Here is a 24,946-nt window from a genome sequence, read left to right as displayed (position 1 = left end):
CGAAGTGGGCTTTTTTAATTACAGTGGCGGTAATTCGATGCTAGGTTCCCATGGCTTATGAACCAATCCAAAATCTAACTTCTTGACTTCATCAAGCATTACTTGATATGGACGGTCTGATATTAGCTTCCCATATTTCTGCACATTCATTGATTCGTTGCTATGTCCAAGTAAGAACTCTCTCAATTCTTGTGGCGTTCCTTCTTTTAGCAAACGACCATTAAATGTGCTTCTGAAACTGTGAAATACTTTTTTGCGCTCTACCCAAATACCTAACGACTTCGTTACTTCTGCAAAGTTACGAGATAGGTTACGACCATATCCACCAACTTTTGAATATGTCAATTCAGGGAATAAACGGACTTCCCCTTTATCCTTCATATCCTTCACGAAGTTCAAAAAACCAACTTCAATTAGCTTTGGATGAATTGGAACCCAACGGCGACTTGCAGCGGTTTTCAATGATTTCTTTGGTTTGTCATCAGGTACATCCAAAGGCTCATTGTCATCAACATCATCTTCTAAATCCATGATACTGATGCAATCAATACCGGCTTCAGTTTTAATTACATCATCAACCTGCAATTGTGCAATTTCATTTGCACGCGCACCGGTATATAAACCTAGTAGCGGCGTCCAGTATCTGTATCCTTCTGTTGGATAGTCAGAACGTTCAAATATCAATTTAAGTTCTGAATTGGTAAATGGTTGATAACCATCTTTAGCCTTGTCGCGTTTCTTGTCTTGGGTTTCTGTTGGTAACAGGTCGTCAAGTTGTTCAGATAGTTTGCGTTTCTTATATGCCCACAACAGAAACGTTTTAAGCATCCGGATTTTCTTAAATGCATTGGCTCTCGATTGTGCCGGCAATCCTGCATTCAAAGCTTGTTTTGCGTCGCTTAAACCCTTCATGGAACCATAATTCTTTGGGAACTTGAACATAGCATCTGTATATATCTGCAAATGTTCCTCACCTAGTTCCCTAGCGTAAATATCCCATATCAATTCGTCTAAACCGTCTTTGTTCTTAATTTCACGTTTCGACTTAGATACGATTTCACGGAAATCACGCAACAGCGGTTGATATGTCTGAGTCCATGTATTCTCTGTACCCCATTCGGTTGCGAGTTTTTCATCTGCAAAGGCTTGAATTAGGTCAGATAACCATATACCACCTGATTTGATGGATTTTGCTTTTAAACGCACTTCCCGCAATTCTTCATCTGTCGGATGCTCATGACCCATCAAATCCATTGCATTGGCGTTTAAGGGTAATTGCCCAGTCACTTGCATCAAGTGAATGTACTCCTTCACTTTTTCAGGTGTATCGCCCTCTTCGAACTTGTAGGACACGCGACCGTCCGGATGCCGGTCAATCTGAAACTGTCCTATGTCTCCCTGTTTTTTTGTAGTCATGGCATCTAGTGCTTCAGTGAAAAGGAGCCTGAAGTCTAGAGCCAACTTGCGAGAACGTACAACAGCATCACGCAATGAGCGCGTATGGAGACTTTTACGGATTTCTGAGGGTAGGTATGGGTGAGCCTGTTTTAACGCCTTGGGCGTGGCTACACGCATGTAATAGATGCCGTGCCTACTGATAGACAGGTAGGTAGGTGCATTCGGTATGGTTCGCATGTCTGTGTCACCGTATGGATCACTTCAATGGATCACCATCGAACATGCGAACTTAGAAAATAAAAAAGCCCTTGAAAATCAAGGGCTTTTTTACTCGTTGCGACAGTTCTGGCGGAGACGGAGGGATTCGAACCCTCGATCCAGGTTTTGCCCGGATGCACCCTTAGCAGGGGTGTGCCTTCGACCACTCGGCCACGTCTCCTAACCGTCTTGCAACGAGGCGCGGATGATATAGTCTCCGCGCCCTTTGGTCAAACGTTTACTGATCCAGACCGAAGGTGCGATGCAGGACGCGCACGGCCAGTTCCAGATACTTCTCGTCGATGACGACGGAAATCTTGATTTCGGAGGTGGAAATCATCTGGATGTTGATGCCTTCGTCGGCCAGGGCCTTGAACATCTTCGAAGCAACGCCCGGGTGCGAACGCATGCCGACGCCGACGGCGGAGACCTTGCAGATCTTGTTGTCGCCGGTCACTTCACGGGCGCCCAGCTTCTGCTTGACGGTTTCCAGGATGCCCTGGGCCTTGGCATAGTCGCCGCGGTTGACCGTGAACGAAAAGTCAGTGGTGCCGTCGTGACCGACGTTCTGGATGATCATGTCGACGTCGATGTTGGCGTCGGCGATCGAGCCGAGGATCTGGTAGGCGATGCCCGGGGTATCGGGAACGCCGAGCATGGTCAGCTTGGCTTCGTCGCGATTGAAGGCGATACCGGAAATGATCGGTTGTTCCATGTTCTTGTCTTCCTCAACAGTAATCAGCGTGCCCTCGCCTTCATCCTGGAAGCTGGACAGCACGCGCAGTTTGACCTTGTACTTGCCGGCGAATTCGACCGAGCGGATCTGCAGCACCTTGGAGCCGAGGCTGGCCATTTCCAGCATTTCCTCGAAGGTGATGGTATCGAGCTTCTTCGCTTCCGGCACGACACGCGGATCGGTCGTGTAGACGCCATCGACGTCGGTGTAGATCTGGCACTCGTCGGCCTTCAGGGCCGCCGCCAGGGCCACGCCCGAGGTATCCGAACCGCCACGGCCGAGCGTGGTGATGTTGCCGTCGGCATCGACGCCCTGGAAGCCGGCGACGATGACCACCTTGCCAGCGTCGAGATCGCGGCGGATGTTGGCTTCGTCAATCGACAGAATTCGCGCTTTGGTGAAGGTGCTGTCGGTCAGAACCTTGACCTGGGCACCCGTGTAGCTCTTGGCATCGACCCCGATGGCTTTCAGGCCCATGGCCAGCAGGCCGGTGGTGACCTGCTCGCCGGTACAGACCACGGCGTCGAGTTCGCGCGGATCCGGCGTGGCCTGCATTTCCTTGGCCAGCGCAATCAGCTTGTTGGTTTCACCACTCATCGCCGAGACGACGACCACGACCTGGTGGCCTTCCGCACGGAAACGGGCAACACGCCGGGCGACATTCTTGATGCGCTCCGGGTTGGCGACCGAAGTGCCGCCGTATTTCTGAACAATCAACGCCATGGATTCATCCGTAAAAACGTTGGAAACATGAAAAAAGAGGGCCGGATTTTACCCCAGCCCGCCTTTTTACAAAAGGAAGACGCCGTCAGAGATCGGCCAGAACACGCAGATGCGCGCCGACACTCCGGGCCAGCGAGGTCATCACGTAACCACCTTCGAGCATCGAAACGATGCGCTTGTCGCACATTTCGGCAGCAAGTTTCTTCAGGTGCTCGGTGCACCAGGCGAAATCCCGCTCGAGCAGCTTGAGGCCGCCCATGTCGTCCTCGTAGTGACCATCGAACCCCGCCGAGATGAAGATCATCTGCGGCTTGAATTCCTTGAGCCGTGGCGTCCACACCTGCAGCACCGCATCGCGGAACTCCTCGCCACCGCAACCGGCAGCCAGCGGCACGTTGCACATGTTGGCAGCTGGTTTGTCGGCCCCCGAATAGGGATAGAAGGGATGCTGGAAAATGCTGCACATCAGCACTTTATCGTTACCGGCGAAGCAATCCTCGGTACCGTTGCCGTGATGCACGTCGAAGTCGATGATGGCGACGCGCTCCAGTCCATGCACCTTGATCGCATGCATGGCGGCAACGCCGATGTTGTTGAAGAAGCAGAAGCCCATCGGCGTGGCTTTTTCGGCATGGTGGCCTGGCGGACGGACGGCGCAGAAGGCGTTCTCGCATTCACCGCTCATCACCAGGTCCACTCCCATGCAACCTGCGCCCGCTGCACGCAAGGCCGCTTGCCAGGTATGCGGATTCATCGCGGTATCGGGGTCGAGGTGCACGATCCCCATTTCCGGCGAGGCGCGCTTGATGCGTTCCAGATGCGCCGCCGGATGAACGCGCAGCAATTGCTCGAAAGTCGCCAGCGGCGCGTCGTAATAAACGAAATAGGCATCGATGCCTTGGGCGATCAGGTGATCGTTGATGGCAGTGAGGCGTTGCGGGCATTCCGGGTGATGCGTCCCCATGTCATGCAACTGGCAGTCGCGATGGGTGATGAAGGCAGTGGTCGTCACTTGTTCTCTCTCTGCGATGCGGCGCCGCGAATGGCGCTCGTCGAAGGGTCATTATCGTCTTATTTGCGCGGGCGCTTCAAGCATTAGAATGGAGTGTCCCGCAGCCCCCCACGGAAATCCTGCATGAGCAGCAAAAATACACCCATACTCGGCGGACGGCCCCACGCCTTCACCCCGATACTCGACGCCGCCAACCAGGTCATCCTCGGCAAACCAGCCGAAGTCCGCCTGGCCGCCGCCTGCTTGCTGGCCGGTGGTCACCTGTTGATCGAAGACCTGCCCGGCCTGGGCAAAACCACTCTGGCCCACACCCTGGCCCGCCTGCTCGGCCTACAATTCGCCCGTGTCCAGTTCACCGCCGACCTGCTGCCCGCCGACATCACCGGCGTCTCGATCTTCGATCGCGAACACGGCAGCTTCCGCTTCATTCCCGGACCGGTGTTCTCCCAATTGCTGCTCGCCGACGAGATCAACCGCGCCACGCCGAAGACTCAGAGCGCCCTGCTCGAAGCCATGGAAGAAGGCCAGGTCAGCATCGAGGGCGAGACACGGGCGCTGCCCAGCCCTTTCTTCGTCATCGCCACGCAAAATCCGGCTGACCAGATCGGCACTTTCCCGCTCCCCGAATCCCAGCTCGACCGCTTCCTGATGCGCATCGAACTGGGTTACCCGGGCCGCGATGCCGAACGCGCCCTGCTCGCCGCCGGCAGTCGCCGCCAGGCCAGTGACCAGCTGGCCAGCCTGCTGACGCCGGAACAGTTGCCACAACTGCAGGCCGAAGTCGCGGCCCTGCACGTCTCACCGGCGCTGATCGATTATGTCCAGGCGCTGATCGAAGCCACCCGCAACCACGCCGGCTTCCGCCATGGACTGTCGCCCCGCGCCGGCCTGGCACTGCTCTCGGCCGCCCGCGCCTGGGCCTGGCTGGCCGGCCGCGACATGGTCCTGCCCGACGACGTTCAGGCCGTCTTTGCCCCGGTCGCCCGCCACCGCCTGCACGGTGCCCAAGGCGGCACACTCGCCAGCCGGGCAGAAATCGATGCCCTGCTGGCCACCGTTGCCATTCCCTGACCCCCGTGCGGCTGAACCTCAGGGAACTGCAGCAACGCCTGTTCGGCAACCCGGATGACGGGCTGACGCCGGTCACACTCGACCGGCGCCGCATCTTCATCCTGCCGTCGCGCGCCGGCCTGCTGTTTGCCCTGACCCTGCTCGTCATGCTGCTCGCGGCGATCAACTACAACCTGGCACTCGGTCACGCCCTGGTCTTCCTGCTGGCTGGACTCGGTCTGGTCGGCATGGTGCACACCTTTCGCAACCTTCATGGCCTGCGCATCACGCCCGGCCGCTGCGCCCCGGTTTTCGCTGGCGAAACGGCCGAATTCAAGCTACTGCTCGACAACGATCGCCCGGGATCGCGCTACGGCCTGATGCTTGAAGCCGAAAAAGGACTGAGCGCCAGCAGCAGTGTCGGTGGCGGCAATCAGGCCAGCGTCGGCGTCCCGGTCCATGCCCATCGACGCGGCTGGCTACCCCTGCCGCGCACGCGCCTGAGTACCCGTTATCCGCTTGGCCTGTTCACCGCCTGGAGTTATCTGCAGCCAGGCATGCGCTGCCTGGTCTACCCCAAGCCGCTACCACAAGCCCTACCCGACGGCCTGTGGGCAGATCAGGGAAGCGGCAACAGCAACGGGGGACAAGAAGACTTCGCCGGCTTTCGCGAACGACAGGCCACCGACTCGCTACGCCATGTGGCCTGGAAAGCCAGTGCCCGCGACGACGGTTCGCGACCTTTGCTGGTCAAGCAATTCGCCGGCGGCAGCGATAGCCAGCTCGAGCTCGCCTGGTCGGCCACCGACCCGACCGTCGACGATGAAACGCGCTTGTCCGTGCTCACCGGCTGGGTGCTCGCCGCCGACCAGGGACGCATCCCTTTCAGCCTGAGCCTGCCCGGCGTCAACATCCCGGCCGGCAACGGCGCGGCCCACCGGCAGCGCTGCCTGGAAGCCCTGGCCCTGTTCCGGACATGAAAAGCAGCCAGCCCGATCCCCTGAGCCGCGAGCAGACGCCCTGGCTGTTCGCCGCAGCGGTGGTTACCACCTTGCCGCACACGCTGCAGCAACCCTGGTGGCTGAGCGCCTTCGGTGCGCTGCTGTTCGCCTGGGCCTTCCTGCTGTGGCGCGAGGACCGTCGCCTACCCGGTCGCTGGATCCTGCTGGCCCTGGTCGTCGCCGGCGTCGCTGCCATCCTTGCCGATTTCCGCACCCTGTTCGGACGCGAAGCCGGGGTTGCCACGCTGGTCCTGTTCATGGCGATGAAACTGCTCGAATTGCGCAGCCGGCGCGACGCCACGGTCATCGTCATGCTCGGCTACTTCCTGCTGCTGACACACTACTTCCATAGCCAGGACATCCCCACCGGACTCTGGCTGCTGTTCGCACTCTGGGTGGTTACCGCCGCGTTGGTGCGACTGCAGGCGGCAACCATGCCGCCCAGGGAAAACCTGGTCCAGGCCGGCAGCCTGTTGGCCCAGGCACTGCCGTTCATGCTCGTACTCTACCTGCTGTTCCCGCGGATCAACGGCCCGCTCTGGGGCCTGCCTGCCGATGCCTTTACCGGCCAGACGGGTCTTTCAGACAGCATGGCCCCAGGCAACATTGCCAATCTGGTGCGCAGCGGCGAAATCGCTTTCCGCGTCCGCTTCGACGAGGCTCTACCGGCACGCCAGCAACTTTACTGGCGAGGTCCGGTACTGGAGAGTTTCGATGGGCGCACCTGGCGCCAGTCGACCCGGCCGGCCAATCCCGAGCGTATCGAGGAACTCGGCCCGCGCATCGCCTACGAAATGACGCTGGAAGCGCACGGCCAGCGCTGGCTGCTCGCCCTCGACGCCCCGGTCACCCTGCCCGCTGGCGCCAACCTCGACGGACGCCTGGCCGCACTGGCCAGCCGCCCGGTGGAGAAGCGCCAGCGCCTGCGCCTGAGCTCAAGCCCGGCCTATCGTCTCAACACTGCGGAATCGCCGCTCAGCCTGAGTGACAACCTGCGCCTGCCCGCCAACAACAATCCGCAAACCCGGGAACTCGCCCGCAACTGGCAGGCGCAAGCAAATGACCCGGCCGAAGTGATCGCGCTGGCACTCCGCCATTTCCGCGAAGAACCCTTCCATTACACCCTGCAACCGCCCCTGCTCGGACGCGATGGCATCGACGACTTCCTGTTCCGCACCCGGCGCGGCTTTTGCGAACACTACGCCGCCGCCTTCGTCGTCCTGATGCGTAACGCCGGCATCCCGGCCCGGGTGGTCACCGGCTACCAGGGCGGCGAGATGAATCCGCGCGACGGCTATTTGGTCGTCCGCCAGTCGGAAGCCCATGCCTGGGCCGAAGTCTGGCTGGAACAACGTGGCTGGATACGCGTCGACCCGACCGCCGCAGTCGCCCCGGAACGTATCGAGCGCGGCATCGTCGATGCCCTGCCGGCCGGCGAACCCCTGCCGGCCTTCCTGCTGCGTCACGGCGACTGGCTGCACGACCTGCGCCATCGCTGGGAAGCCCTGAACAATGCCTGGAACCAGCATATCCTGGGTTATGACACGCAACGCCAACGCGACCTGCTGTCGCGCCTCGGCTTTGCGGTCGACTGGCGTCAACTGGTCATCGCCCTGGGTCTGGCCTGTGCCCTCATCCTGGCCCTGGTGACTGCCTGGAGCCTGCGCCAACGGATACGCCCGGCGCCGGAAATACGCCTCTGGCATCGTGCCCAGCGACGAATCGGTATACACTGCGCGCCGGGTGAAACGCCCCTGGCCTTCGCTGCCCGCCTGCGTGCTGCAGATCCGGCGCTGGCAGCACGTTTCGACCCGGTGGTCCGGCATTTCATGCTGGCCCGCTACGCCCCGGACAACCCTAACTCGCTGGCCGCCCTCGCCGCCGCCGTGAAACGACTTCCCAGACGGAGAATCGCTTGAGCAAGACCCTGGCCGCCCTGGCCTTCACCCTGACCACACAGTTTGCCGTCGCCGCGCCCGGCAGCATCGCCGACCTCCCCGAAGCGGCGGCTTTCGCCAACGATCTCGCCCAGCGCCAAGGCTTCGATGCCAGCAGGCTGCTTGAACAGTTTTCCGCCATCCGGACCAACGAACGCGTCCTGCAACTGATTGCCCCGCCGAGTTCGCCGACCCAGCGCTCCTGGGAACGCTACCGCCCGCGCTTCGTCAACGCCCAGCGCATCGCTGGCGGCGTGCGCTTCTGGCAGGACAATGCGCTGACGCTGGCGCGCGCCCGCGCCCTCTACGGCGTGCCGGAAGAAGTGATCGTTGCCATCATCGGCGTCGAAACGGTCTATGGCAGCAATACCGGCGGTTTCGGTGTGCTTGAGGCACTCGCCACGCTGGCCTTTCAATACCCGCGCCGGGCCGAGTTCTTCCGCAGCGAACTCGAACAATTCCTGCTGATGACCCGCGAGAACGGCCTCGACCCACTTGCCGTCAAGGGCTCCTTTGCCGGCGCCATCGGCATCCCGCAATTCATGCCGGGTAGCCAGCGCCGTTATGCCGTCGATTTCGACGGCGACCAGCGCATCGACCTGAGCAACAGCGTCGCCGATGCCATCGGCAGCGTTGCCCGCTTCCTGGAACAACACGGCTGGCAAGCAGGACAACCGGTGGCCGTGCCGGCGCGACTACCGGGCACGCCGGATCAGTCGCTGCTTGAGGCCGGTATCCGCCCCAGCCTGCGCGTCGCCGACCTGTTCGAGCGCGGCATCGTGGCCACGGCAGCCCCCGAATCGACGGTGACGCTGGTCGATCTGGTCAGCCCCGGACAAGCCACGGAATACTGGCTGGGTTTCGAGAATTTCTACGTGATCACCCGCTACAACCGCTCGAGTTTCTACGCCATGTCGGTGTTCCAGCTGGCCGAGGAAATCCGTCGGGCGATGCCGCCGCCCATCCGCGAGGCCATGCGCTAAAGCAGCGAATCGCGGGTGATGTTGCCGCGCCGGATGATCTTGCGCAGCCGGTCCAGACCTTCCAGCTGAATCTGGCGCACCCGCTCCCGGGTCAGTCCGAGATCGCCGGCGATGGCATCGAGCGTGGCAATCTCGCAGCCGTTCAGGCCATAGCGGCGCTCGATGATCTGGCGCTGGCGCTCGCTCAGTTCGTCCAGCCACGAAGCCAGCAGGGAACCGACTTCGCTGGACTGCAGCAGGCTTTCCGGATCGTCGCCGGAATCATCCGGGATGAACTCGGCCATGGTGTGGTTGGGATCGATATCGAGCGGCGCGTCGAGCGAGGCGATGTGCTCGTTCAGCGACAGGATGCGACGCACCTCCTCGACCGGCCGGTCGAGCAGCAAGGCCACCTTCTCCACCGTCGACTCGCGGCTATCGGCCGATTCCAGGTGGCGCATGGCACGCAGGACGAGGTTGATTTCCTTGACCACATGCACCGGCAGCCGGATGGTCCGCGAGTGATTCATGATGCTGCGCTCGATGCCCTGACGTATCCACCAGGTCGCGTAGGTCGAAAAACGGAAACCGCGTTCCGGATCGAATTTTTCCAGCGCATGGATCAGGCCGAGGTTCCCTTCCTCGATCAGATCGAGCAAGGGTATCCCGCGATTGAGATAGTGCTTGGCGATATTCACCACCAGCCGCAGGTTGTGCTCGATCATTTTCTGCCGGGCGGCGAAGTCACCGGCCCGCACCAGCCGCGCGGTCGCCAGTTCCTCCTCCGGTGTCAGCAGCGGGCGGGCACCGATCTCGTTGAGGTAGATCTGGGTGACGTCCTCCAGCAGACTGGCTTCGGCCAGGGCGGTTTCGGCGGCCAGCGGGAACAGCGTCTCACCGTCGGCGGCGAGCGGTAGCTCGTCGCCGTTCTGCTCCTCGCCCGCTTCGTCCAGACTCATCGACCCGGCAGGAAGGGACCCGGATCGACCGGCTTGCCCTGTTTGCGGATCTCGAAATGCAGTTTGACACCGGAGGTACCGGTACTGCCCATTTCAGCGATTTTCTGCCCCAGCTTTACCGACTGGCCTTCCTTGACCAGGATGCGGTTGTTATGGGCGTACACCGACAGGTGGTTGGCGCCATGCTTGACGATGACCAGCTTGCCGTAGCCGGCAAGCGCTTCGCCGACATACAGCACCTGCCCGTCGGCCGCAGCCAGCACGGGATCACCCACGCGACCGGCGAAATCGATGCCCTTGTTGGTGGTGCCGTTGTAAGGCGACTGAATCTTCGCCGAACTCGGCCAAGCCCAGGTAATGCCGTCCACCTGAGCTGTCTGGGCCGACGCAGCCGGTGTCGGCGCAGACTCCGTTGCCGCAGGTTGGGGCGGCATGGCAGGCGAAGCAGGCGGCGTCGCCGGTGCACTTGCAGGGGTCGAACTCAGGCGGGCATGCGCCTCGTCGGAATAGGCTTCCTTGCCGCCGCGCGGCTCACGCAGGACAGTGCCCTGCTTCACCGGCACAGGCACATCAAGCGGTCGGGCTTCGACCCCGCTGCCGACGCCGATCGGAGTTGCCACCGGAGCAACTTCCGCTGTCTGGCCGACGGCACGGGTCAGACGAAGAATCTGCCCCTCGCGCAAGGTCGTCGGATCGGAGATGTTGTTGATCGCCGCCAGTTCATTGTGATCCATGCCGTTCTCACGGGCAATTCGGTACAGGGTATCGCCACGTTTGACGGCATACTCGCCCGCACCGGCAACCCTGGCTTGAGCGGTCGGCGTGCGATCGACGGTCGGCGCAGGTGCCTGCGTACAGGCAGTGAGAAAAAATACGACAGCAATGGGGGCGAGGAATCGGGTCATTGGGTTCCTGGTAGCAGGGGAACGAAGCGGACGGGGTCCAGCCGCGTTTCCGTGAAGCCGGTCGGCGTGTGTTCGACAAGGCAAAGATACTGCGCCTGCCCCCCGACAGGCAAGACCATGCGCCCCCCCGGCGCCAGTTGCTTGAGCAACTCGGGCGGGATGGAGGCGCCGGCGGCAGCGACGATGATGCTATCGAATGGCGCAGCTTCAGGCAGCCCCCAATGTCCGTCGGCGTGTTTCAGACGGACATTGAACTGCTGCAGCGTACGCATGTTGGCTTTGGCTTTTTCGAGCAGGGGCGCAATGCGCTCGACGGCATAGACTTCCTTGCTCAGTTGCCCGAGCACCGCCGCCTGGTAACCGCAACCGGCACCGACCTCCAGCGTCTTGCCAAGTCCGGGGCGGGCGTTGAGCAACAATTCGATCATGCGGGCAACGATGTAGGGCTGGGAAATCGTCTGCCCCATGCCCAGTGGCAGCGCCGTATCCTCGTAAGCCCGCGAGGCCAGCGCCTCCTCGACAAAAACATGGCGGGGCACGGCAGCCATCGCCGCCAGCACCTGCTCGTTGCGGATGCCTTTTTCGCGCAGGCGCTCGACCATGCGCACACGCGTGCGCTGCGAGGTCATACCGATACCCTGCAGGCCGTGCATGATCAAGCCATCCATTGCCGGATTGCCGGCAACTGTCCCGTATGAGTCAGATCGATCTGTAGCGGCGTGATCGACACCCGGTTCTGTTCGATCGCATGAAAATCGGTCCCGGGCCCGGCGTCGGCGGCTGTGCCGGCTGCGCCGATCCAGTACACCGTTTCCTTGCGTGGCGAGGTCATGCGCACCACCGGTTCGGCCTTGTGGCGGCGCCCGAGGCGGGTCACTTCCATCCCGGTCAATGCCTCGTAGGGAATATCCGGAACATTGACGTTGAGCAATACCGGCCCGGAAACCGGATTCCGGATCTGGCGCTCGACCAGTTCGCGGGCAACCCGTCCGGCGGTGGCAAAATTCAAACCGTCGAAACTGGTCATCGAAACGGCAATCGATGGAATACCGAACAAATATCCCTCGGTCGCCGCCGCAACCGTTCCGGAATAAATCGTATCGTCGCCCATATTGGCGCCCGAATTGATTCCGGAAACAATAATATCCGGCAAGGAATCCAGCATGCCGGTTACCGCCAGATGAACACAATCGGTCGGGGTACCATTAACGAAATAAAACCCACTGGCCGCCTGTTTCAACATCAATGGCCGATCCAGCGTCAGCGAATTGCTGGCCCCGCTGCGATTCTGCTCCGGCGCAACGACGACGATCTCGCCGAGCCCGCTGAGCGCCTCATGCAAGGCCGCCAGGCCGGGCGCGAAATAACCGTCGTCGTTACTGAGCAGAATGCGCATGAATCAAACCAGCAGTGCGTCCAGATTGCCGCCCTGAGCGAGCCATGCCTCAACCCATTTCGGCTTGCGACCACGGCCGGTCCATTCGAGCTCGGCATTTTGCGGATGACGGTATTTGACTTTGACCTTGCCACCGGTAGACGTTTTTACTTTGACTTCCTTGCCCAGCAAATCCTCGATGGCAAAACCACGGGCTTTGGCAAAAGCGCGGACTTCATTCAGGACATTTGCCTTTTCGGCAGCCTCGCGGCGCTTCAATTCGGCGGGAATCTGCTGCTGCAGATCGCGCAATTCGGCAAGGGAAAGTGCAGACAAATCCATGATAATCTCCTGGTTAATATTAAATCAGCGACCTAATTTAATTTAGCCGGATATATTTTTCAATATAAAAATTGAAACAGGAAATAAAAAAACCGGCCTGAGCCGGTTTTCTTATCTTTGGTCGGGGCGGCGGGATTCGAACTCGCGACCCCTTGCACCCCATGCAAGTGCGCTACCAGGCTGCGCTACGCCCCGACAAGCCGAGCATTATAGCGCAAATCCGGAAAATTCAAACCGACAACATCTCGATAATTGACTTCAATTCGTCACGCAGACCGGCAGATTTTTTCTGCGCCGCTTCTGCGCCCGCAACAGGGCGCTCAACGGCACCACCCTCGTCGAGACGATTGCGCGCACCACTGATGGTAAACCCCTGATTATAAAGAAGCTCGCGAATCCGACGCACCAGCAGCACTTCGTGATGCTGATAGTAACGGCGGTTACCCCGCCGCTTGACCGGCTTCAACTGGTTGAATTCCTGCTCCCAGTAACGCAGCACGTGCGGCTTGACGCCACACAACTCGCTGACTTCACCGATGGTGAAGTAGCGCTTGGCGGGAATGGGCGGCAGATCTTCGCTGCCGGGGGACTTAGGCCGCGATTCCATCAAAGGCAAGCTCGACATCGGACTTCAGTTTCTGGCTGGCGTGGAAGGTCACCACGCGCCGCGCGGTGATCGGAATTTCTTCGCCGGTCTTGGGATTGCGCCCCGGACGTTGCGGCTTGTCGCGCAACTGGAAGTTGCCGAAGCCGGACAGCTTGACGCCGTCGCCGGTTTCCAGGGCATTGCGGATTTCTTCGAAGAAGGCCTCGACCATGTCTTTGGCCTCGCGTTTGTTGAGACCGACTTTCTCGAAAAGCAGGTCGGCGAGTTCGGCTTTGGTGAGCGTCATCGTTATCTTATCTTTCCTCAGGCTCGCAGTTGGGCGCCGAAGGTCTTCTCCAGACAGGCGATCAGTTGCTGCATCGCCGCATCAACTTCCGAATCTTGCAAAGTGCGTTGAGTATCTTGCATAACTACCCGTAACGCAAGACTTTTCTTGTTTTCAGGAACGCCCTTTCCGGCGTACACATCAAACAACTGAAGATCGGTGACAAGAGCCGGAAGTGCGCTTCTCAGACCATCGAACATGGCCTGCAAGGCAAGATCGCGATCAACGACCACAGCCAGGTCGCGAATCACCGCCGGGAACTTCGAAACCTCGGAATAAGCCGGCACGACGACCGCCTTCAGTGCATCGAATTCGAGCTCGAACAACACGGGCGCGGCAGTCAGTTCGTATTTCTGCACCCATTCCGGATGCAGTTCGCCGATACAGCCGATATCGACCCCATCAAGCATGATGCGCGCGGCGCGACCGGGATGCAGCGCCGGATGGGCGAGCTTCTCGAACCGCAGGACGGCCGGGGCCAGCAAGGCCTCGATATCGCCCTTGACGTCGAAGAAATCGACCTTGCGGCCACCGCTGGCCCAGCCGTCGGGCAAGGCACCGCCGAAGGCAAGACCGCCAAGGCGCCAGGGCTGGCGATAACCGGCCACCGGCACGGCGGCGGCATCGCGATGGAAAGTGCGGCCGACTTCGAACAGACGGACGCGGGTCTGCTTGCGCTTGAGATTGGTCACCAGGTTGGCGATCAGGCCGCCGAACAGGTTCGAGCGCATGACCGCCATCTGGCTGGCGATCGGGTTGGCCAGGCGGATCAGGTCGGTTTCGGCGGTCTTGCCGGCGAAATCGGCTTCCCATTCGGTTTCGACGAAGGCGAAATTGACCACTTCCTGGTAGCCGCGGTCAGCCAGCATCTGGCGGATGCGGAATGCCGGCCGTTGCGCTTCCGGTTGGCGCAGCATCGCCATCCGCGCGCGCGGCGCCGGCGACGGAATGTTGTCGTAGCCGTAGAGACGGGCGATTTCCTCGATCAGATCTTCCTCGATCTCCATGTCGAAACGCCACGACGGCGGCGTCACTAGGAAATCGTCACCCTGCTGCTCGAAGGACAGGGCCAGGCCCTTGAACAGGCCAGCAATGCGCTCGGCGCCGAGCGGCAGGCCGAGCACCTTTTCGGCACGCGCGGTGCGCAGGCGCACCGGCTGACGGACCGGCAATGCGGCCTTGGCTTCAACCACCGGACCGGCCTGGCCGCCGCAGATTTCAAGGATCAGTTGCGTGGCGCGCTCAATGGCGCGGCGCGTGCCGCCGAAATCGACGCCGCGCTCGAAGCGATGCGAAGCGTCCGAGCCAAAACCGTAGCGACGGGCGCGACCGGCGATGGCCTTCGGCGCGAAGAAAGCCGACTCAAGGAACAATTCGCCGGTTTCCAGCGTGATGCCGCTCTCCTCGCCGCCCATGATGCCGGCCATGGCCAACGGCTTGACGTCGTCGGCAATCATCAGCACATCGGCGTCGACAGCGATCGTCTGCTCGTTGAGCAACAGCAGTTTTTCTTCGGGCTTGGCCAGGCGGGCATGGACCGCGCCTTCCAGTTTGGTGTTGTCGAAGGCATGCAAGGGCTGGCCGAGTTCGAGCATCACGTAATTGGTGATATCGACCAAGGCCGAAATGGCGCGGATGCCGCTGCGTTCCAGGCGGCGCTTCATCCATTCCGGCGTCGGCGCCTTGGCATCGACGCCCTTGATGACGCGCCCGCAGTACAGCGGGCAGGCCTGCGGCGCGTCGAGCACGACGGCGCGCGTATCGGCGATGCTCGCCGGCACTTCCGCGACAACCGGCAGGCAGGTCGCGGCACCGGTGATGGCACCGACTTCGCGGGCGATGCCGAGCAGCGACAGGCAGTCGGCACGGTTCGGCGTCAGCTTGAGTTCGAATTGATGATCGTCGAGGTCGAGATACTGGCGAATCGACTGGCCGACCGGCGCGTCGGCCGGCAGGATCAACAGGCCCGACGCATCCTCGGCAATGCCGAGCTCCTTGGCGGAACACAGCATGCCGGAAGACTCGACACCACGTACCTTGGCGATCTTGATCTTGAAATCGCCGGGCAGTTCGGCGCCGGGCAGCGCGCACGGCACTTTCAGGCCGGCGGCGACATTGGGCGCGCCGCAGACGATCTGCTGTGGCGTACCGCTGCCGATATCGACCTGGCAGACGTTCAGTCGGTCGGCGTCGGGATGCTTGACGACCTCGAGCACCTGGGCGACGACAACACTGGTGAAGGCGGGCGCGACCGGCTCGAGTTCCTCGACTTCAAGCCCGGCCATGGTCAGCAGATGGGAGAGCTCCTCGCTCGACAGCTTGGGATCGACGAGGGTACGCAACCAGGATTCGGAGAATTTCATGGGGATGTCCCGAAAGATGAATCAGGCGAACTGACGCAGGAAGCGCAGGTCACCTTCGAAGAACAGACGCAGGTCATTGACGCCGTAACGCAGCATGGTCAGGCGGTCGGGGCCAAAGCCGAAAGCGAAGCCGGTGTATTTTTCCGGATCGATGCCGGCGATCTTCAGCACATTCGGATGGACCATGCCGCAACCGGCGATTTCCAGCCAGCGCCCCTTCAGCGCGCCGCTCATGAAAGCGACGTCGATCTCGGCAGAGGGTTCGGTGAACGGGAAGAAGGACGGGCGGAAACGCACGGTCAGATCGTCGGTCTCGAAGAAGCTCTTGAGGAAATCGGCGATCACGCCCTTGAGGTCGGCAAAGGAGACGTTCTCGCCAACCCACAGGCCTTCGACCTGATGGAACATCGGCGAGTGCGTCGCGTCGGAATCGACGCGATAGACCCGGCCCGGCGCAATGATGCGAATCTCGGGCATGGTTTCCAGTTGACCGTACTTGGCCACATGCGCCTGCATGTAGCGCGCCTGGATCGGGCTGGTGTGGGTGCGCAGCAGCACCTTGTCGGCCAGCGAGCCGTCCGGGTTCTGCAGATAGAAAGTGTCGTGCATCGAACGCGCCGGGTGATCCTCAGGCGTGTTCAGCGCAGTGAAATTGTGGAAATCCTCTTCGATTTCCGGGCCGTCGGCGACTTCGAAGCCGATGGAAGCAAACAGGGATTCGATGCGCTCCAGCGTGCGCGTCACCGGATGCAGGCCACCGCGCGCTTCGGCGCGACCGGGCAAGGTGACATCCAGGGCTTCTTCGGCCAGGCGCGCATTGAGCGCGGCCTTGCGCAAGGCTTCACGCCGATCGTTCAGCGCTTCCTCGATTGCATTCTTGGCCAGGTTGATCGCCGCACCGGCGGTCTTCTTCTCTTCGGGCGGAAGTTTGCCCAAGCCCTTCAGGAGCTCGGTGATCTGCCCCGTTTTTCCCAGATAACGGGCCTTGACCTGCTCCAGCACATCCGGATCCGAGGTGGCAATAAAAGCCGCTTTGGCTTCGTTAACGATCTGATCAAGATTGTCCATGGACTTCTACCAACGTGACTGCACGATATTCAAACAAAAAAGGAGGCTTGCGCCTCCTTTTTTTCTTCAAGCTTCTGCTCAGGCGTCGAGCTTGGCCTTGGCTTGTGCGGCCAGGGCGGCAAAAGCCGGCTGATCGAAGACGGCCAGATCGGCCAGGACCTTGCGGTCGACTTCGATGTTGGCCTTCTTCAGACCGTTCATGAAGGTGCTGTACTTCATGCCCAGCTCACGAGCGGCGGCATTGATACGGGCGATCCACAGGGAACGGAACTGGCGCTTGCGCTGACGACGGTCACGGTACTGGTATTGACCAGCCTTCATCACCGCCTGCTTGGCGATACGGTATACATTCTTGCGACGACCGCGGTAACCCTTGGCCAGTGCGAGAACCTTCTTGTGACGGGCGCGAGCCGTTACACCACGTTTAACTCGGGACATGTGCTATCTCCTTACGCGTAGGGCATCATGGCGCGAACGGATGCGACGTCACGCTCGTTCACCGCTGCGGCACCACGGAGGTGACGCTTAACTTTGGTGGTCTTCTTCGTCAGGATGTGACGCTTGAAGGCCTGACCACGCTTGATGGAACCACCAGCGCGGACCGAAAAGCGCTTCTTGGCGCTGCTCTTGGTCTTCATCTTGGGCATTTTGATGCTCCTTAATGTCATGCCGTCAGGTGGTTCCCGGCGGGAACGCTTGTACTACCCGAAAGCACTAATAACTACTTCTTTACTACGCTTGCTTCTTCTTGGCCGGCCCGATGATCATGATCATCTGACGACCTTCCATCTTCGGCATCTGCTCGACTGCACCAATCGCGTCGAGATCTGCCTTGATCCGTTCCAGCTGGCGCATGCCGAATTCCTGGTGCGCCATTTCGCGGCCCCGGAAGCGCAGGGTCACCTTGACCTTGTCGCCTTCTTCCAGGAAACGCGTCATGTTCCTGAGCTTGATCTGGTAATCGTTTTCGTCGGTACCCGGGCGCAGTTTGATTTCCTTGACCTGCACCTGTTTCTGCTTCAGCTTGGCTTCGTGGGCGCGCTTCTGTTCCTGGTACTTGAACTTGCCGTAATCCATGATGCGACAGACCGGCGGTTTCGCCGTCGGCGCGATCTCGACGAGATCGACACCGGCCTCTTCGGCCATCTGCAGCGCAGAACGGATGCTGACGATCCCTAGCTGTTCACCTTCCAAACCCTGGAGACGAATCTCCGGCACCGTAATCTCATCGTTTAAACGATGGGCCTTGTTCTGAGCGATGGTAAAACCCCCGAAATATCAATAATTAAGCCGTGCCACTACGCGCCGCGACTTCCCCTTGAAGTCGCTCGATCAGTGCCTCGACAGTCATCTGTCCGAGATCCTGACCGCCGCGTGTACGCACGGCCACCAGTCCGTCCGCCTTTTCCTTATCGCCTACAACAAGCTGATAAGGCAGCCGGTTCAAGCTATGTTCCCGAATTTTATAGGTAATTTTCTCGTTGCGCAAATCCGCTTCGGCCCGGAAGCCTGCCCGGTGCAGCTTTTGCGCAACATCGGCGGCGTAATCCGCCTGCTTTTCCGAAATATTCAGCACCACGGCCTGCACCGGCGCCAGCCACAGCGGCAGCGCACCGGCGAAGTTCTCGATCAGGATGCCGATGAAGCGCTCCAGCGAACCGAGGATGGCCCGGTGCAGCATGACCGGCACCTTGCGCTCGTCGTTGCCGGCCACGTACTCGGCACCGAGCCGGCCCGGCATCGAGAAATCGACCTGCATGGTGCCGCACTGCCAGGAGCGACCGATCGCGTCCTTGATGTGGAATTCGATCTTCGGCCCGTAGAAAGCCCCCTCGCCCGGCAGCTCGGTCCACTCCAGACCGGAAGCACGCAAGCCCTGACGCAAGGCATCCTCGGCCTTGTCCCAGACTTCGTCGGAACCAACCCGCCCTTCCGGACGCAGCGCCAGCTTGACGGCGACGTCGTTGAAACCGAAATCGGCATAAACCTGCTTGACCAGCGCGTTGAACGCGGTCACTTCGGACTCGATCTGGTCTTCGGTACAGAAGATGTGGCCGTCGTCCTGAACGAAACCGCGCACGCGCATCAGGCCGTGCAGCGCGCCGGTCGGTTCGTTGCGGTGGCAGGAACCGAACTCGCCGTAACGCAGCGGCAGTTCGCGATAGGAACGCAGGTCGGAATTGAACACCTGGACATGCCCCGGACAGTTCATCGGCTTGACCGCGTAATCGCGGTTTTCCGACGAGGTCGTGAACATGTTGTCCTTGTAGTGATCCCAGTGCCCCGATTTCTCCCACAGCGAACGATCGAGAATCTGCGGGCAGCGGACTTCCTGATAGCCGTTGTCGCGGTACACCTTGCGCATGTACTGCTCGACCTCCTGCCACACCGACCAGCCCTTGGGGTGCCAGAAGACCAGGCCAGGCGCCTCGTCCTGCATGTGGAACAGGTCGAACTGCTTGCCCAGACGACGGTGATCGCGCTTTTCCGCCTCTTCCAGCATGTGCAGGTAAGCGTCGAGGTCTTCCTTCTTCGCCCAGGCGGTGCCGTAGATGCGCTGCAATTGTTCGTTGCGGTGATCGCCACGCCAGTAGGCACCGGCCACCTTCATCAACTTGAACACCTTGAGCTTGCCGGTCGACGGTACGTGCGGACCGCGGCAGAGGTCGATGAAATCGCCTTCGCGGTACAGCGACACCTGCTGATCGGCAGGAATCGCGGCAATCAGTTCGGCCTTGTACTTTTCACCCTGACCGAGGAAGAAATTGACCGCGTCGTCGCGATTCCAGACTTCGCGCGTCACCGGAATGTCCTTCTTGGCCAGCTCGGCCATGCGCTTTTCGATCGCAACCAGATCTTCCGGTGTAAACGGGCGCTTGTAGGCGAAGTCGTAATAGAAGCCGTTCTCGACAACCGGGCCGATGGTCACCTGGGCTTCCGGGAACAGCTCCTTGACCGCGTAGGCCAGGAGGTGTGCCGTCGAGTGGCGGATCAGCTCCAGGCCGTCGGCGTCGCGATCGGTGACGATGGCCAGATCGATATTTTCTTCAATCAGGTACGAGGTATCGACCAGCTTGCCATTGACCTTGCCGGCCAGCGCCGCACGCGCCAGGCCGGCGCCGATGCTGGCTGCCACCTCGGCGATGGTGACCGGCTGCTCGAAGGAACGGATGGAACCATCGGGAAGTTTGATATCGGGCATGACAGGATTCTCTGGACGAAAAAAAAGTGCGGGCTGAGCCGCACTTTTTTTGGATGAACGAAAGCCGACTCGATTAGAGTTTCTGAACTGCAGTGCAAGTTCGGAAAGTGATCAAAACGACTCCGTCAGGAATTTGGTAGGCGGTATTGGAATCGAACCAACGACCTCCACGATGTCAACGTGGCGCTCTAACCAACTGAGCTAACCGCCTGAAGAAGCGCGCATTATAGACGCCCCAAGGGATTTGTCAACATTTCGTACGAAATTTTTTTGATCCGAAGTAACATGCTTGCTTCCCGAGACGATCCTATCGACACATGAACACCGGCTGGCTGATATTCGGATTGTGCGCATTGACCCTGATCGGCGCCACCCTGCCCCTGCTTCACGAACGACGCCAGACTCAGCGCAGGGAACGCCAACGGCCACCGGCCAGCCCTACGGAAGAACACCATGGAATCACGCCTGACCGAACTGGAAATCAAGATCAGCTTCACTGAAGACCAGCTCGAAGAACTGAACAAGATCGTTTACCGCCAGCAACAGCAGATCGAGTTTCTGGTCAATGAAGTGCGCACGCTGCGCGATCAGGTCAACGGCCTCCAGCCGACCGAATTCCGCAGTCTGCGCGACGAGATCCCGCCGCACTACTGATAGCGGCTCACCCCTCCGTCTGCTCCAACGCCCGGAACATCGAACAGCGGCGGAACACGTCCTCGCTCGCTGCCACCTGTTTCTGGCTGCAATATTTCGCCACCAACTTGGCCAGCCCCTTGATGTCGCGCCCGGAAGCCTGCGGGAAGATATCCGGCAGACGGTCGAGCAGCGCCCCGTCGACGGCCAGCCCGAACTGCGCCGCCATGACGCCCCAGATTTTCCGGCGGTCGTCGCGGCTGGGCGGATGGAAGCGGATCAGCGCGATGCAGCGTGAGACGATGGCCTCGTCGATATCGTCTACCCGGTTGGTGGTCAGGAACAGCAGGCCGTTGAAATACTCCAGCACGCGCAGGAAGACGCCGACCACGGCATTCATCGTGATGTTGTCGTCGCGCCGCTTGATGTAGACGTCGGCCTCGTCGATCAGCATGACCGCACCCCAGCGCTGGGCGCGGGTCAGGACTTCCTTGAGCGTCTTTTCCATCTCGGCGACGTTCAGCCCGAGTTGGCCGGAGTGCACGCGGTAGAGCGGCCGGCGAATGATCTCCGAATACACCTCGGCGGTCAGCGTCTTGCCGACGCCCGGCGGCCCGGCGCAGAGCACCGTGGTGCCGCCCGATTTGCCGGCAACGATGTCGTCCATCAGCACGTCCATCTCTGCCGTCAGGATGTCGATCAGGTCGGTCTGTTCCGGCGGCAGCACCAGCTTGTCCTTGAGTTCCGGCTGGTAGGCATAGGGCGCCATGTCGTCCACATGCACCCAGACGTAATGGTGCAGGTCGAGGTGGAACATCAGGATGTAGAAATGCACCGGCAGTTCGGTGAACAAACCCTTGGCGATGCAGTCACGGGTTTCCTCGACCTCGCTTTCATCCTTGCCCGACAGCCGCGAGTTGCGCTGCACACGGCGCACGAACTTGGCCAGGATGTCGCCGCTGGCATCGAGCGCCAGCACGCGCTCGCCGAGGATGCTCTCGTCGTTGACCAGGCGCGCCGGCGAGCCGGTCGACGACAGGATGATCTGGTCCTTGCGCGAATAGTCAGTGTCACGGTGCGTCGCCGTCGGGTTCTCGGCGAACCAGCCGGTGCCGGTACCGGAGAACTGCGCGCCGTACTGCGCCCGCCAGTCGAAATACAGGGTGGCCGCTTCGTCGTAGCTCGCCAGCAGGCCCGGCGTTTCCTTGACGTAACCCTTGCCGGCCAGGATTTCCGGAATCGTCCGGCCAGCAATGTCCGGTCCGGTGATGCGCACGGTGACCATGGCCATCCGGGCGCGCGAATTGGCTTTGAGCTCGACAAATATTTTGCCGCTTTCCTCTTCCGACGGCGGTGTGTAATCGAGCCGCGTCACCACCCAGGCCAGCGGCTTGCCGGTAATCGCCGCCGAAAACACCCAGCCGCGCGTGGCGTCTTCGGCGAGATAACGGGCTATCGCCGGCACCGCCATTTCCAGTTCTTCGGCTGCGAAGCGCTTGCCGCCCTCGGCAAACGCGCTGCGCAAGGTGGCGATCTGCGCTGCACGCGCGCGCAGTTCGGCGTCGCCGGTCGCGTACAGGGATTGCAGCAAATCGAGCTCGGCCGCTTCGAGTTGCTGGAAGCCGAGTTCGACGCGGTTGCCGAAACGCAACTGCTCGCGGACGAATTCAAGACGTGGAAAACGCTGCAGCATCGTTTCGATGTGCGCTCGGTCGATCTGCAGCTTCATCGGCTGCCTCCCTGGCAAGTGAACTGAGCAACAACTAGCCAGTTTCGTGCCTTGCGACCGACGCGGCCAAAGCATTAAAAATCAGACAATTGGCGCAAGCCGCCATTGTCGTGCTTGCGACAGGCTTTCGTGGGACAATCCCGACCCCGCAGAAGGAAGGACCGCCATGCACCCGCGCAACAAGAACGCCAACGGCTACGACCTCGCCGCCCTGACCGCCACTTCGGCGGCACTGGCGAAGCACATCAAGACCACGCCAGCCGGCACCGCCAGCATCGATTTTGCCAACCCGGCGGCGGTCAAGGCACTCAACCGCGCGCTGCTCATGCACCACTACCAGGTCAAGGGCTGGGAGATTCCGGAAGGCTACCTGTGTCCGCCAATCCCCGGCCGGGCCGACTACCTGCACAGCGTCGCCGACCTGCTCGCCAGCTGCAACAAGAAGAACATCCCCGGCGGCACCGGCGTGCGCGTGCTCGACATCGGCACCGGCGCCAATCTGGTTTACCCGCTGATCGGCCACGCCGAATACGGTTGGTCCTTCCTCGGCGTCGATATCGACGAAGCGGCGCTGGCCAACGCGCAGAAAATCCTCGCCAAGAACCCGGAACTTGCTGGCAGCATCGAACTGCGCCACCAGCCGGTCTGGGACAACATCTTCACTGGCCTGCTGCGTAGCGGTGAAAATTTCGACCTGTCGATCTGCAACCCGCCCTTCCACAACTCGCCGGACGAGGTGCTGGCGGTCAGCCAGCGCAAGTGGAACAACCTCGGCAAACCCGGCGCCAAAAAGGGCAGCACCCAGCCGCGCCTCAATTTCGGCGGTGGCGGCACCGAGTTGTGGTGCAACGGCGGCGAACGCGCCTTCGTCAAAGCGATGATCGAGCAGAGCTGCAACATTCCCAAGCGCGTGCTGTGGTTTACCAGCCTGCTGTCGCAAGCCGACAACCTGCCGCACATCGAAGCCGCGCTGAAAAGGGCCAAGGTCGTCGAATCGCGCATCATCCCGATGGCGCAGGGCCAGAAGCAGAGCCGGCTGATTGCCTGGACCTTCTGTGCCAACGGTGACCGGGAGAAGTGGCGGCGCGAGCGCTGGGCGTCGAGCCCGGCATTTGGCACGCCTGTCACAGGCGATGACATACCGGCGGCAAGCGAGCCCTTATAATCCCTGGTTTTCGTACTGGAATCCTGCCTGTGTCCGATCGCCTTGCCGTCCTGCCCCAATACCTGCTACCGAAACAGGCGCTGACCCGCCTCGCCGGGCGACTGGCTTCCGCTGAAGCCGGCGCGCTGACCACCGCGGTGATCCGCTGGTTTGTCGGCCGTTACGGGGTGAACATGGCCGAGGCAGCCAATCCGGACATTGCCAGCTACAAGAGCTTCAACGAATTCTTCACCCGGCCGCTCAAGGATGACGCCCGGCTGCCGGCGGCAGCGGATTTCCTCTGCCCGGTCGACGGCGCGATCAGCCAGTTCGGCGCGATCGAGCGCGACCAGGTATTCCAAGCCAAGGGCCACAGCTATTCGACCACCGCGCTGGTCGGCGGCGACCGCGAACTCGGCGCGCAGTTCGAGAATGGCAGTTTCGCCACGCTCTACCTCAGCCCGCGCGACTACCACCGCATCCACATGCCCTGCGACGGCCAGCTGACGCGGATGATCCACGTTCCCGGCGCGCTGTTTTCGGTCAACCCGACCACGGCGCGCGGCGTGCCCGGACTGTTCGCGCGTAACGAGCGCGTCGTCTGCGTATTCGACACCGCCAGCGGTCCCTTCGTGCTGGTGCTGGTCGGCGCCACCATCGTTGGCAGCATGGCCACCGTCTGGCACGGCGTGGTCAATCCGCCGCGCCCGGGCGTCGTCCGCGAATGGCGCTACGACGGCGAGACCGTGGTCAGGCTGAAGAAGGGCGAGGAAATGGGCCGCTTCCTGCTCGGCTCGACCGTCGTCATGTTGTTCCCGAAGAACACCCTGAGCTTCAATCCTGACTGGGCACCGGCCCGCGCCATCCGCATGGGCGAGGCCATGGGGCAGAAGATCGCACGGGAGGGCGCATGAACGACAAGCGCGCCATCCTGCTGATGCGCTGCGTCAGCGCCCTGGCCATTTTCCTGCCGATGTTGTGGATCGCCTGGGCGTACACCCCGGTGCCGCTGCTGATCACCCTTGGCATCGCCGCCTCGCTGGTTTCGATCCGCATCGGCCAGGCCGGCGAAGCGCGCTACGGTCGCCGCGTCCAGGTCACCGAGATGCTGCCGCTCGGCCGTCAAGGCGACAAGCAGATGCTGATCGGCGGCATCGCCGGCTACCTGATGATTGTCTTCTTCGGCCTCGCCGCCTGGCTGGCCTTCCACGACTGAG

General features: G+C 61.0%; 25 protein-coding genes, 3 tRNA genes and 1 pseudogene. 8 read left to right on the top strand and 21 right to left on the bottom strand.

Annotation, left to right across the window (positions count from 1 at the left end; genetic code table 11):
- Positions 1-18: 18 nt before the first annotated feature.
- The 5 genes and pseudogenes from AADV58_RS08590 to AADV58_RS08575 form a co-directional block, all read right to left on the bottom strand.
- The gene (locus AADV58_RS08590) at positions 19-1,416 is read right to left on the bottom strand and encodes a site-specific integrase (RefSeq protein WP_341742906.1); all 1,398 of its coding nucleotides are present in this window, start codon (positions 1,414-1,416) and stop codon (positions 19-21) included.
- Positions 1,417-1,440: 24 nt separating this feature from the next.
- Positions 1,441-1,635, bottom strand: a pseudogene (locus tag AADV58_RS18650) (DUF6538 domain-containing protein); the annotation flags it as partial.
- A 109-nt stretch (positions 1,636-1,744) separates the two neighbouring features.
- Positions 1,745-1,837, bottom strand: a tRNA-Ser gene (locus tag AADV58_RS08585).
- A gap of 57 nt (positions 1,838-1,894) precedes the next feature.
- On the bottom strand, positions 1,895-3,115 hold the full coding sequence (locus AADV58_RS08580) for an aspartate kinase (RefSeq protein WP_028995789.1): 1,221 nt from the start codon (positions 3,113-3,115) through the stop codon (positions 1,895-1,897).
- Between the two features lie 85 nt (positions 3,116-3,200).
- Positions 3,201-4,127, bottom strand: a complete 927-nt coding sequence (locus tag AADV58_RS08575) for a histone deacetylase family protein (RefSeq protein ID WP_341742905.1) — start codon at positions 4,125-4,127, stop codon at positions 3,201-3,203.
- Positions 4,128-4,250: 123 nt separating this feature from the next.
- Between AADV58_RS08575 and AADV58_RS08570 the strand changes: the two genes are divergently transcribed.
- The 4 genes from AADV58_RS08570 to mltB are packed head-to-tail and all read left to right on the top strand — an operon-like array spanning position 4,251 to position 9,098.
- Positions 4,251-5,198, top strand: a complete 948-nt coding sequence (locus tag AADV58_RS08570) for an AAA family ATPase (protein ID WP_051295492.1) — start codon at positions 4,251-4,253, stop codon at positions 5,196-5,198.
- Positions 5,199-5,203: 5 nt separating this feature from the next.
- Positions 5,204-6,157, top strand: a complete 954-nt coding sequence (locus AADV58_RS08565) for a DUF58 domain-containing protein (RefSeq protein WP_341742904.1) — start codon at positions 5,204-5,206, stop codon at positions 6,155-6,157.
- Positions 6,154-8,097, top strand: coding sequence for a DUF3488 and transglutaminase-like domain-containing protein (locus tag AADV58_RS08560; RefSeq protein WP_341742903.1), 1,944 nt, complete (start codon positions 6,154-6,156; stop codon positions 8,095-8,097). Before AADV58_RS08565 ends, AADV58_RS08560 begins: the two co-directional genes overlap by 4 nt.
- On the top strand, positions 8,094-9,098 hold the full coding sequence (mltB, locus tag AADV58_RS08555; RefSeq protein WP_341742902.1) for a lytic murein transglycosylase B: 1,005 nt from the start codon (positions 8,094-8,096) through the stop codon (positions 9,096-9,098). The genes AADV58_RS08560 and mltB overlap by 4 nt, the downstream gene beginning before the upstream one ends.
- Here the strand turns inward: mltB and rpoS are convergent.
- From rpoS to AADV58_RS08480, 15 genes are all read right to left on the bottom strand, one after another.
- Positions 9,095-10,036 (bottom strand): RNA polymerase sigma factor RpoS, encoded by a 942-nt coding sequence (gene rpoS / locus AADV58_RS08550; RefSeq protein WP_341742901.1) that lies wholly within the window; start codon positions 10,034-10,036, stop codon positions 9,095-9,097. The two genes, mltB and rpoS, sit on opposite strands and share 4 nt — an antisense overlap.
- On the bottom strand, positions 10,033-10,941 hold the full coding sequence (locus AADV58_RS08545; protein WP_341742900.1) for a peptidoglycan DD-metalloendopeptidase family protein: 909 nt from the start codon (positions 10,939-10,941) through the stop codon (positions 10,033-10,035). The genes rpoS and AADV58_RS08545 overlap by 4 nt, the downstream gene beginning before the upstream one ends.
- Positions 10,938-11,609, bottom strand: coding sequence for a protein-L-isoaspartate(D-aspartate) O-methyltransferase (locus AADV58_RS08540; RefSeq protein WP_298393288.1), 672 nt, complete (start codon positions 11,607-11,609; stop codon positions 10,938-10,940). Before AADV58_RS08540 ends, AADV58_RS08545 begins: the two co-directional genes overlap by 4 nt.
- Positions 11,597-12,337 carry a 5'/3'-nucleotidase SurE gene (gene surE, locus AADV58_RS08535; RefSeq protein ID WP_298393286.1) on the bottom strand — a complete coding sequence of 247 codons (741 nt, stop codon included), beginning with the start codon at positions 12,335-12,337 and terminating at the stop codon, positions 11,597-11,599. Before surE ends, AADV58_RS08540 begins: the two co-directional genes overlap by 13 nt.
- Positions 12,338-12,340: 3 nt before the next feature.
- Positions 12,341-12,658 (bottom strand): H-NS histone family protein, encoded by a 318-nt coding sequence (locus AADV58_RS08530; RefSeq protein WP_298393284.1) that lies wholly within the window; start codon positions 12,656-12,658, stop codon positions 12,341-12,343.
- A gap of 118 nt (positions 12,659-12,776) precedes the next feature.
- Positions 12,777-12,853 (bottom strand) — tRNA-Pro (locus AADV58_RS08525).
- A gap of 34 nt (positions 12,854-12,887) precedes the next feature.
- Positions 12,888-13,265 (bottom strand): MerR family transcriptional regulator, encoded by a 378-nt coding sequence (locus AADV58_RS08520; RefSeq protein WP_298393282.1) that lies wholly within the window; start codon positions 13,263-13,265, stop codon positions 12,888-12,890.
- The gene (locus AADV58_RS08515) at positions 13,249-13,557 is read right to left on the bottom strand and encodes an integration host factor subunit alpha (protein WP_205750560.1); all 309 of its coding nucleotides are present in this window, start codon (positions 13,555-13,557) and stop codon (positions 13,249-13,251) included. The genes AADV58_RS08520 and AADV58_RS08515 overlap by 17 nt, the downstream gene beginning before the upstream one ends.
- Before the next feature lie 11 nt (positions 13,558-13,568).
- Positions 13,569-15,953: a phenylalanine--tRNA ligase subunit beta gene (pheT, locus tag AADV58_RS08510; protein WP_341742899.1), complete on the bottom strand. Its 2,385-nt coding sequence runs from the start codon at positions 15,951-15,953 to the stop codon at positions 13,569-13,571.
- A gap of 21 nt (positions 15,954-15,974) precedes the next feature.
- Positions 15,975-17,021: a phenylalanine--tRNA ligase subunit alpha gene (gene pheS / locus AADV58_RS08505; RefSeq protein ID WP_298393278.1), complete on the bottom strand. Its 1,047-nt coding sequence runs from the start codon at positions 17,019-17,021 to the stop codon at positions 15,975-15,977.
- 78 nt (positions 17,022-17,099) lie between these two features.
- The gene (gene rplT, locus AADV58_RS08500) at positions 17,100-17,459 is read right to left on the bottom strand and encodes a 50S ribosomal protein L20 (protein ID WP_028995803.1); all 360 of its coding nucleotides are present in this window, start codon (positions 17,457-17,459) and stop codon (positions 17,100-17,102) included.
- 11 nt (positions 17,460-17,470) lie between these two features.
- Complete coding sequence (gene rpmI / locus AADV58_RS08495; protein WP_028995804.1) at positions 17,471-17,668, bottom strand: 50S ribosomal protein L35; 198 nt, start codon at positions 17,666-17,668, stop codon at positions 17,471-17,473.
- Positions 17,669-17,753: 85 nt separating this feature from the next.
- Entirely contained in the window at positions 17,754-18,281 is a 528-nt protein-coding gene (gene infC, locus AADV58_RS08490; RefSeq protein ID WP_028995805.1) for a translation initiation factor IF-3, read from the bottom strand.
- Between the two features lie 25 nt (positions 18,282-18,306).
- Positions 18,307-20,223, bottom strand: a complete 1,917-nt coding sequence (thrS, locus tag AADV58_RS08485) for a threonine--tRNA ligase (protein WP_028995806.1) — start codon at positions 20,221-20,223, stop codon at positions 18,307-18,309.
- A 134-nt stretch (positions 20,224-20,357) separates the two neighbouring features.
- Positions 20,358-20,434: transfer RNA gene (locus AADV58_RS08480), tRNA-Val, on the bottom strand.
- 242 nt (positions 20,435-20,676) lie between these two features.
- Between AADV58_RS08480 and AADV58_RS08475 the strand changes: the two genes are divergently transcribed.
- On the top strand, positions 20,677-20,877 hold the full coding sequence (locus AADV58_RS08475) for a SlyX family protein (RefSeq protein WP_028995808.1): 201 nt from the start codon (positions 20,677-20,679) through the stop codon (positions 20,875-20,877).
- 7 nt (positions 20,878-20,884) lie between these two features.
- Here AADV58_RS08475 and AADV58_RS08470 read toward each other — a convergent pair whose 3' ends face one another.
- Positions 20,885-22,585, bottom strand: coding sequence for an ATP-binding protein (locus AADV58_RS08470; RefSeq protein ID WP_028995809.1), 1,701 nt, complete (start codon positions 22,583-22,585; stop codon positions 20,885-20,887).
- A 166-nt stretch (positions 22,586-22,751) separates the two neighbouring features.
- Between AADV58_RS08470 and rlmF the strand changes: the two genes are divergently transcribed.
- From rlmF to AADV58_RS08455, 3 genes are read left to right on the top strand one after another with little or no spacing between them, the layout of a single operon-like run.
- Positions 22,752-23,750: a 23S rRNA (adenine(1618)-N(6))-methyltransferase RlmF gene (rlmF, locus tag AADV58_RS08465; protein WP_341742897.1), complete on the top strand. Its 999-nt coding sequence runs from the start codon at positions 22,752-22,754 to the stop codon at positions 23,748-23,750.
- 29 nt (positions 23,751-23,779) lie between these two features.
- Positions 23,780-24,643 carry an archaetidylserine decarboxylase gene (gene asd, locus AADV58_RS08460; RefSeq protein WP_341742896.1) on the top strand — a complete coding sequence of 288 codons (864 nt, stop codon included), beginning with the start codon at positions 23,780-23,782 and terminating at the stop codon, positions 24,641-24,643.
- Positions 24,640-24,945 (top strand): hypothetical protein, encoded by a 306-nt coding sequence (locus AADV58_RS08455; RefSeq protein WP_028995812.1) that lies wholly within the window; start codon positions 24,640-24,642, stop codon positions 24,943-24,945. The genes asd and AADV58_RS08455 overlap by 4 nt, the downstream gene beginning before the upstream one ends.
- Position 24,946: the final 1 nt, after the last annotated feature.

It is taken from the genome of Azonexus hydrophilus (assembly GCF_038368255.1).
Taxonomy (GTDB): Bacteria; Pseudomonadota; Gammaproteobacteria; order Burkholderiales; family Rhodocyclaceae; genus Azonexus; species Azonexus hydrophilus.
Note: the sequence above shows the minus strand (reverse complement) of the source record. Positions and strands in the feature narration are given on the sequence as shown.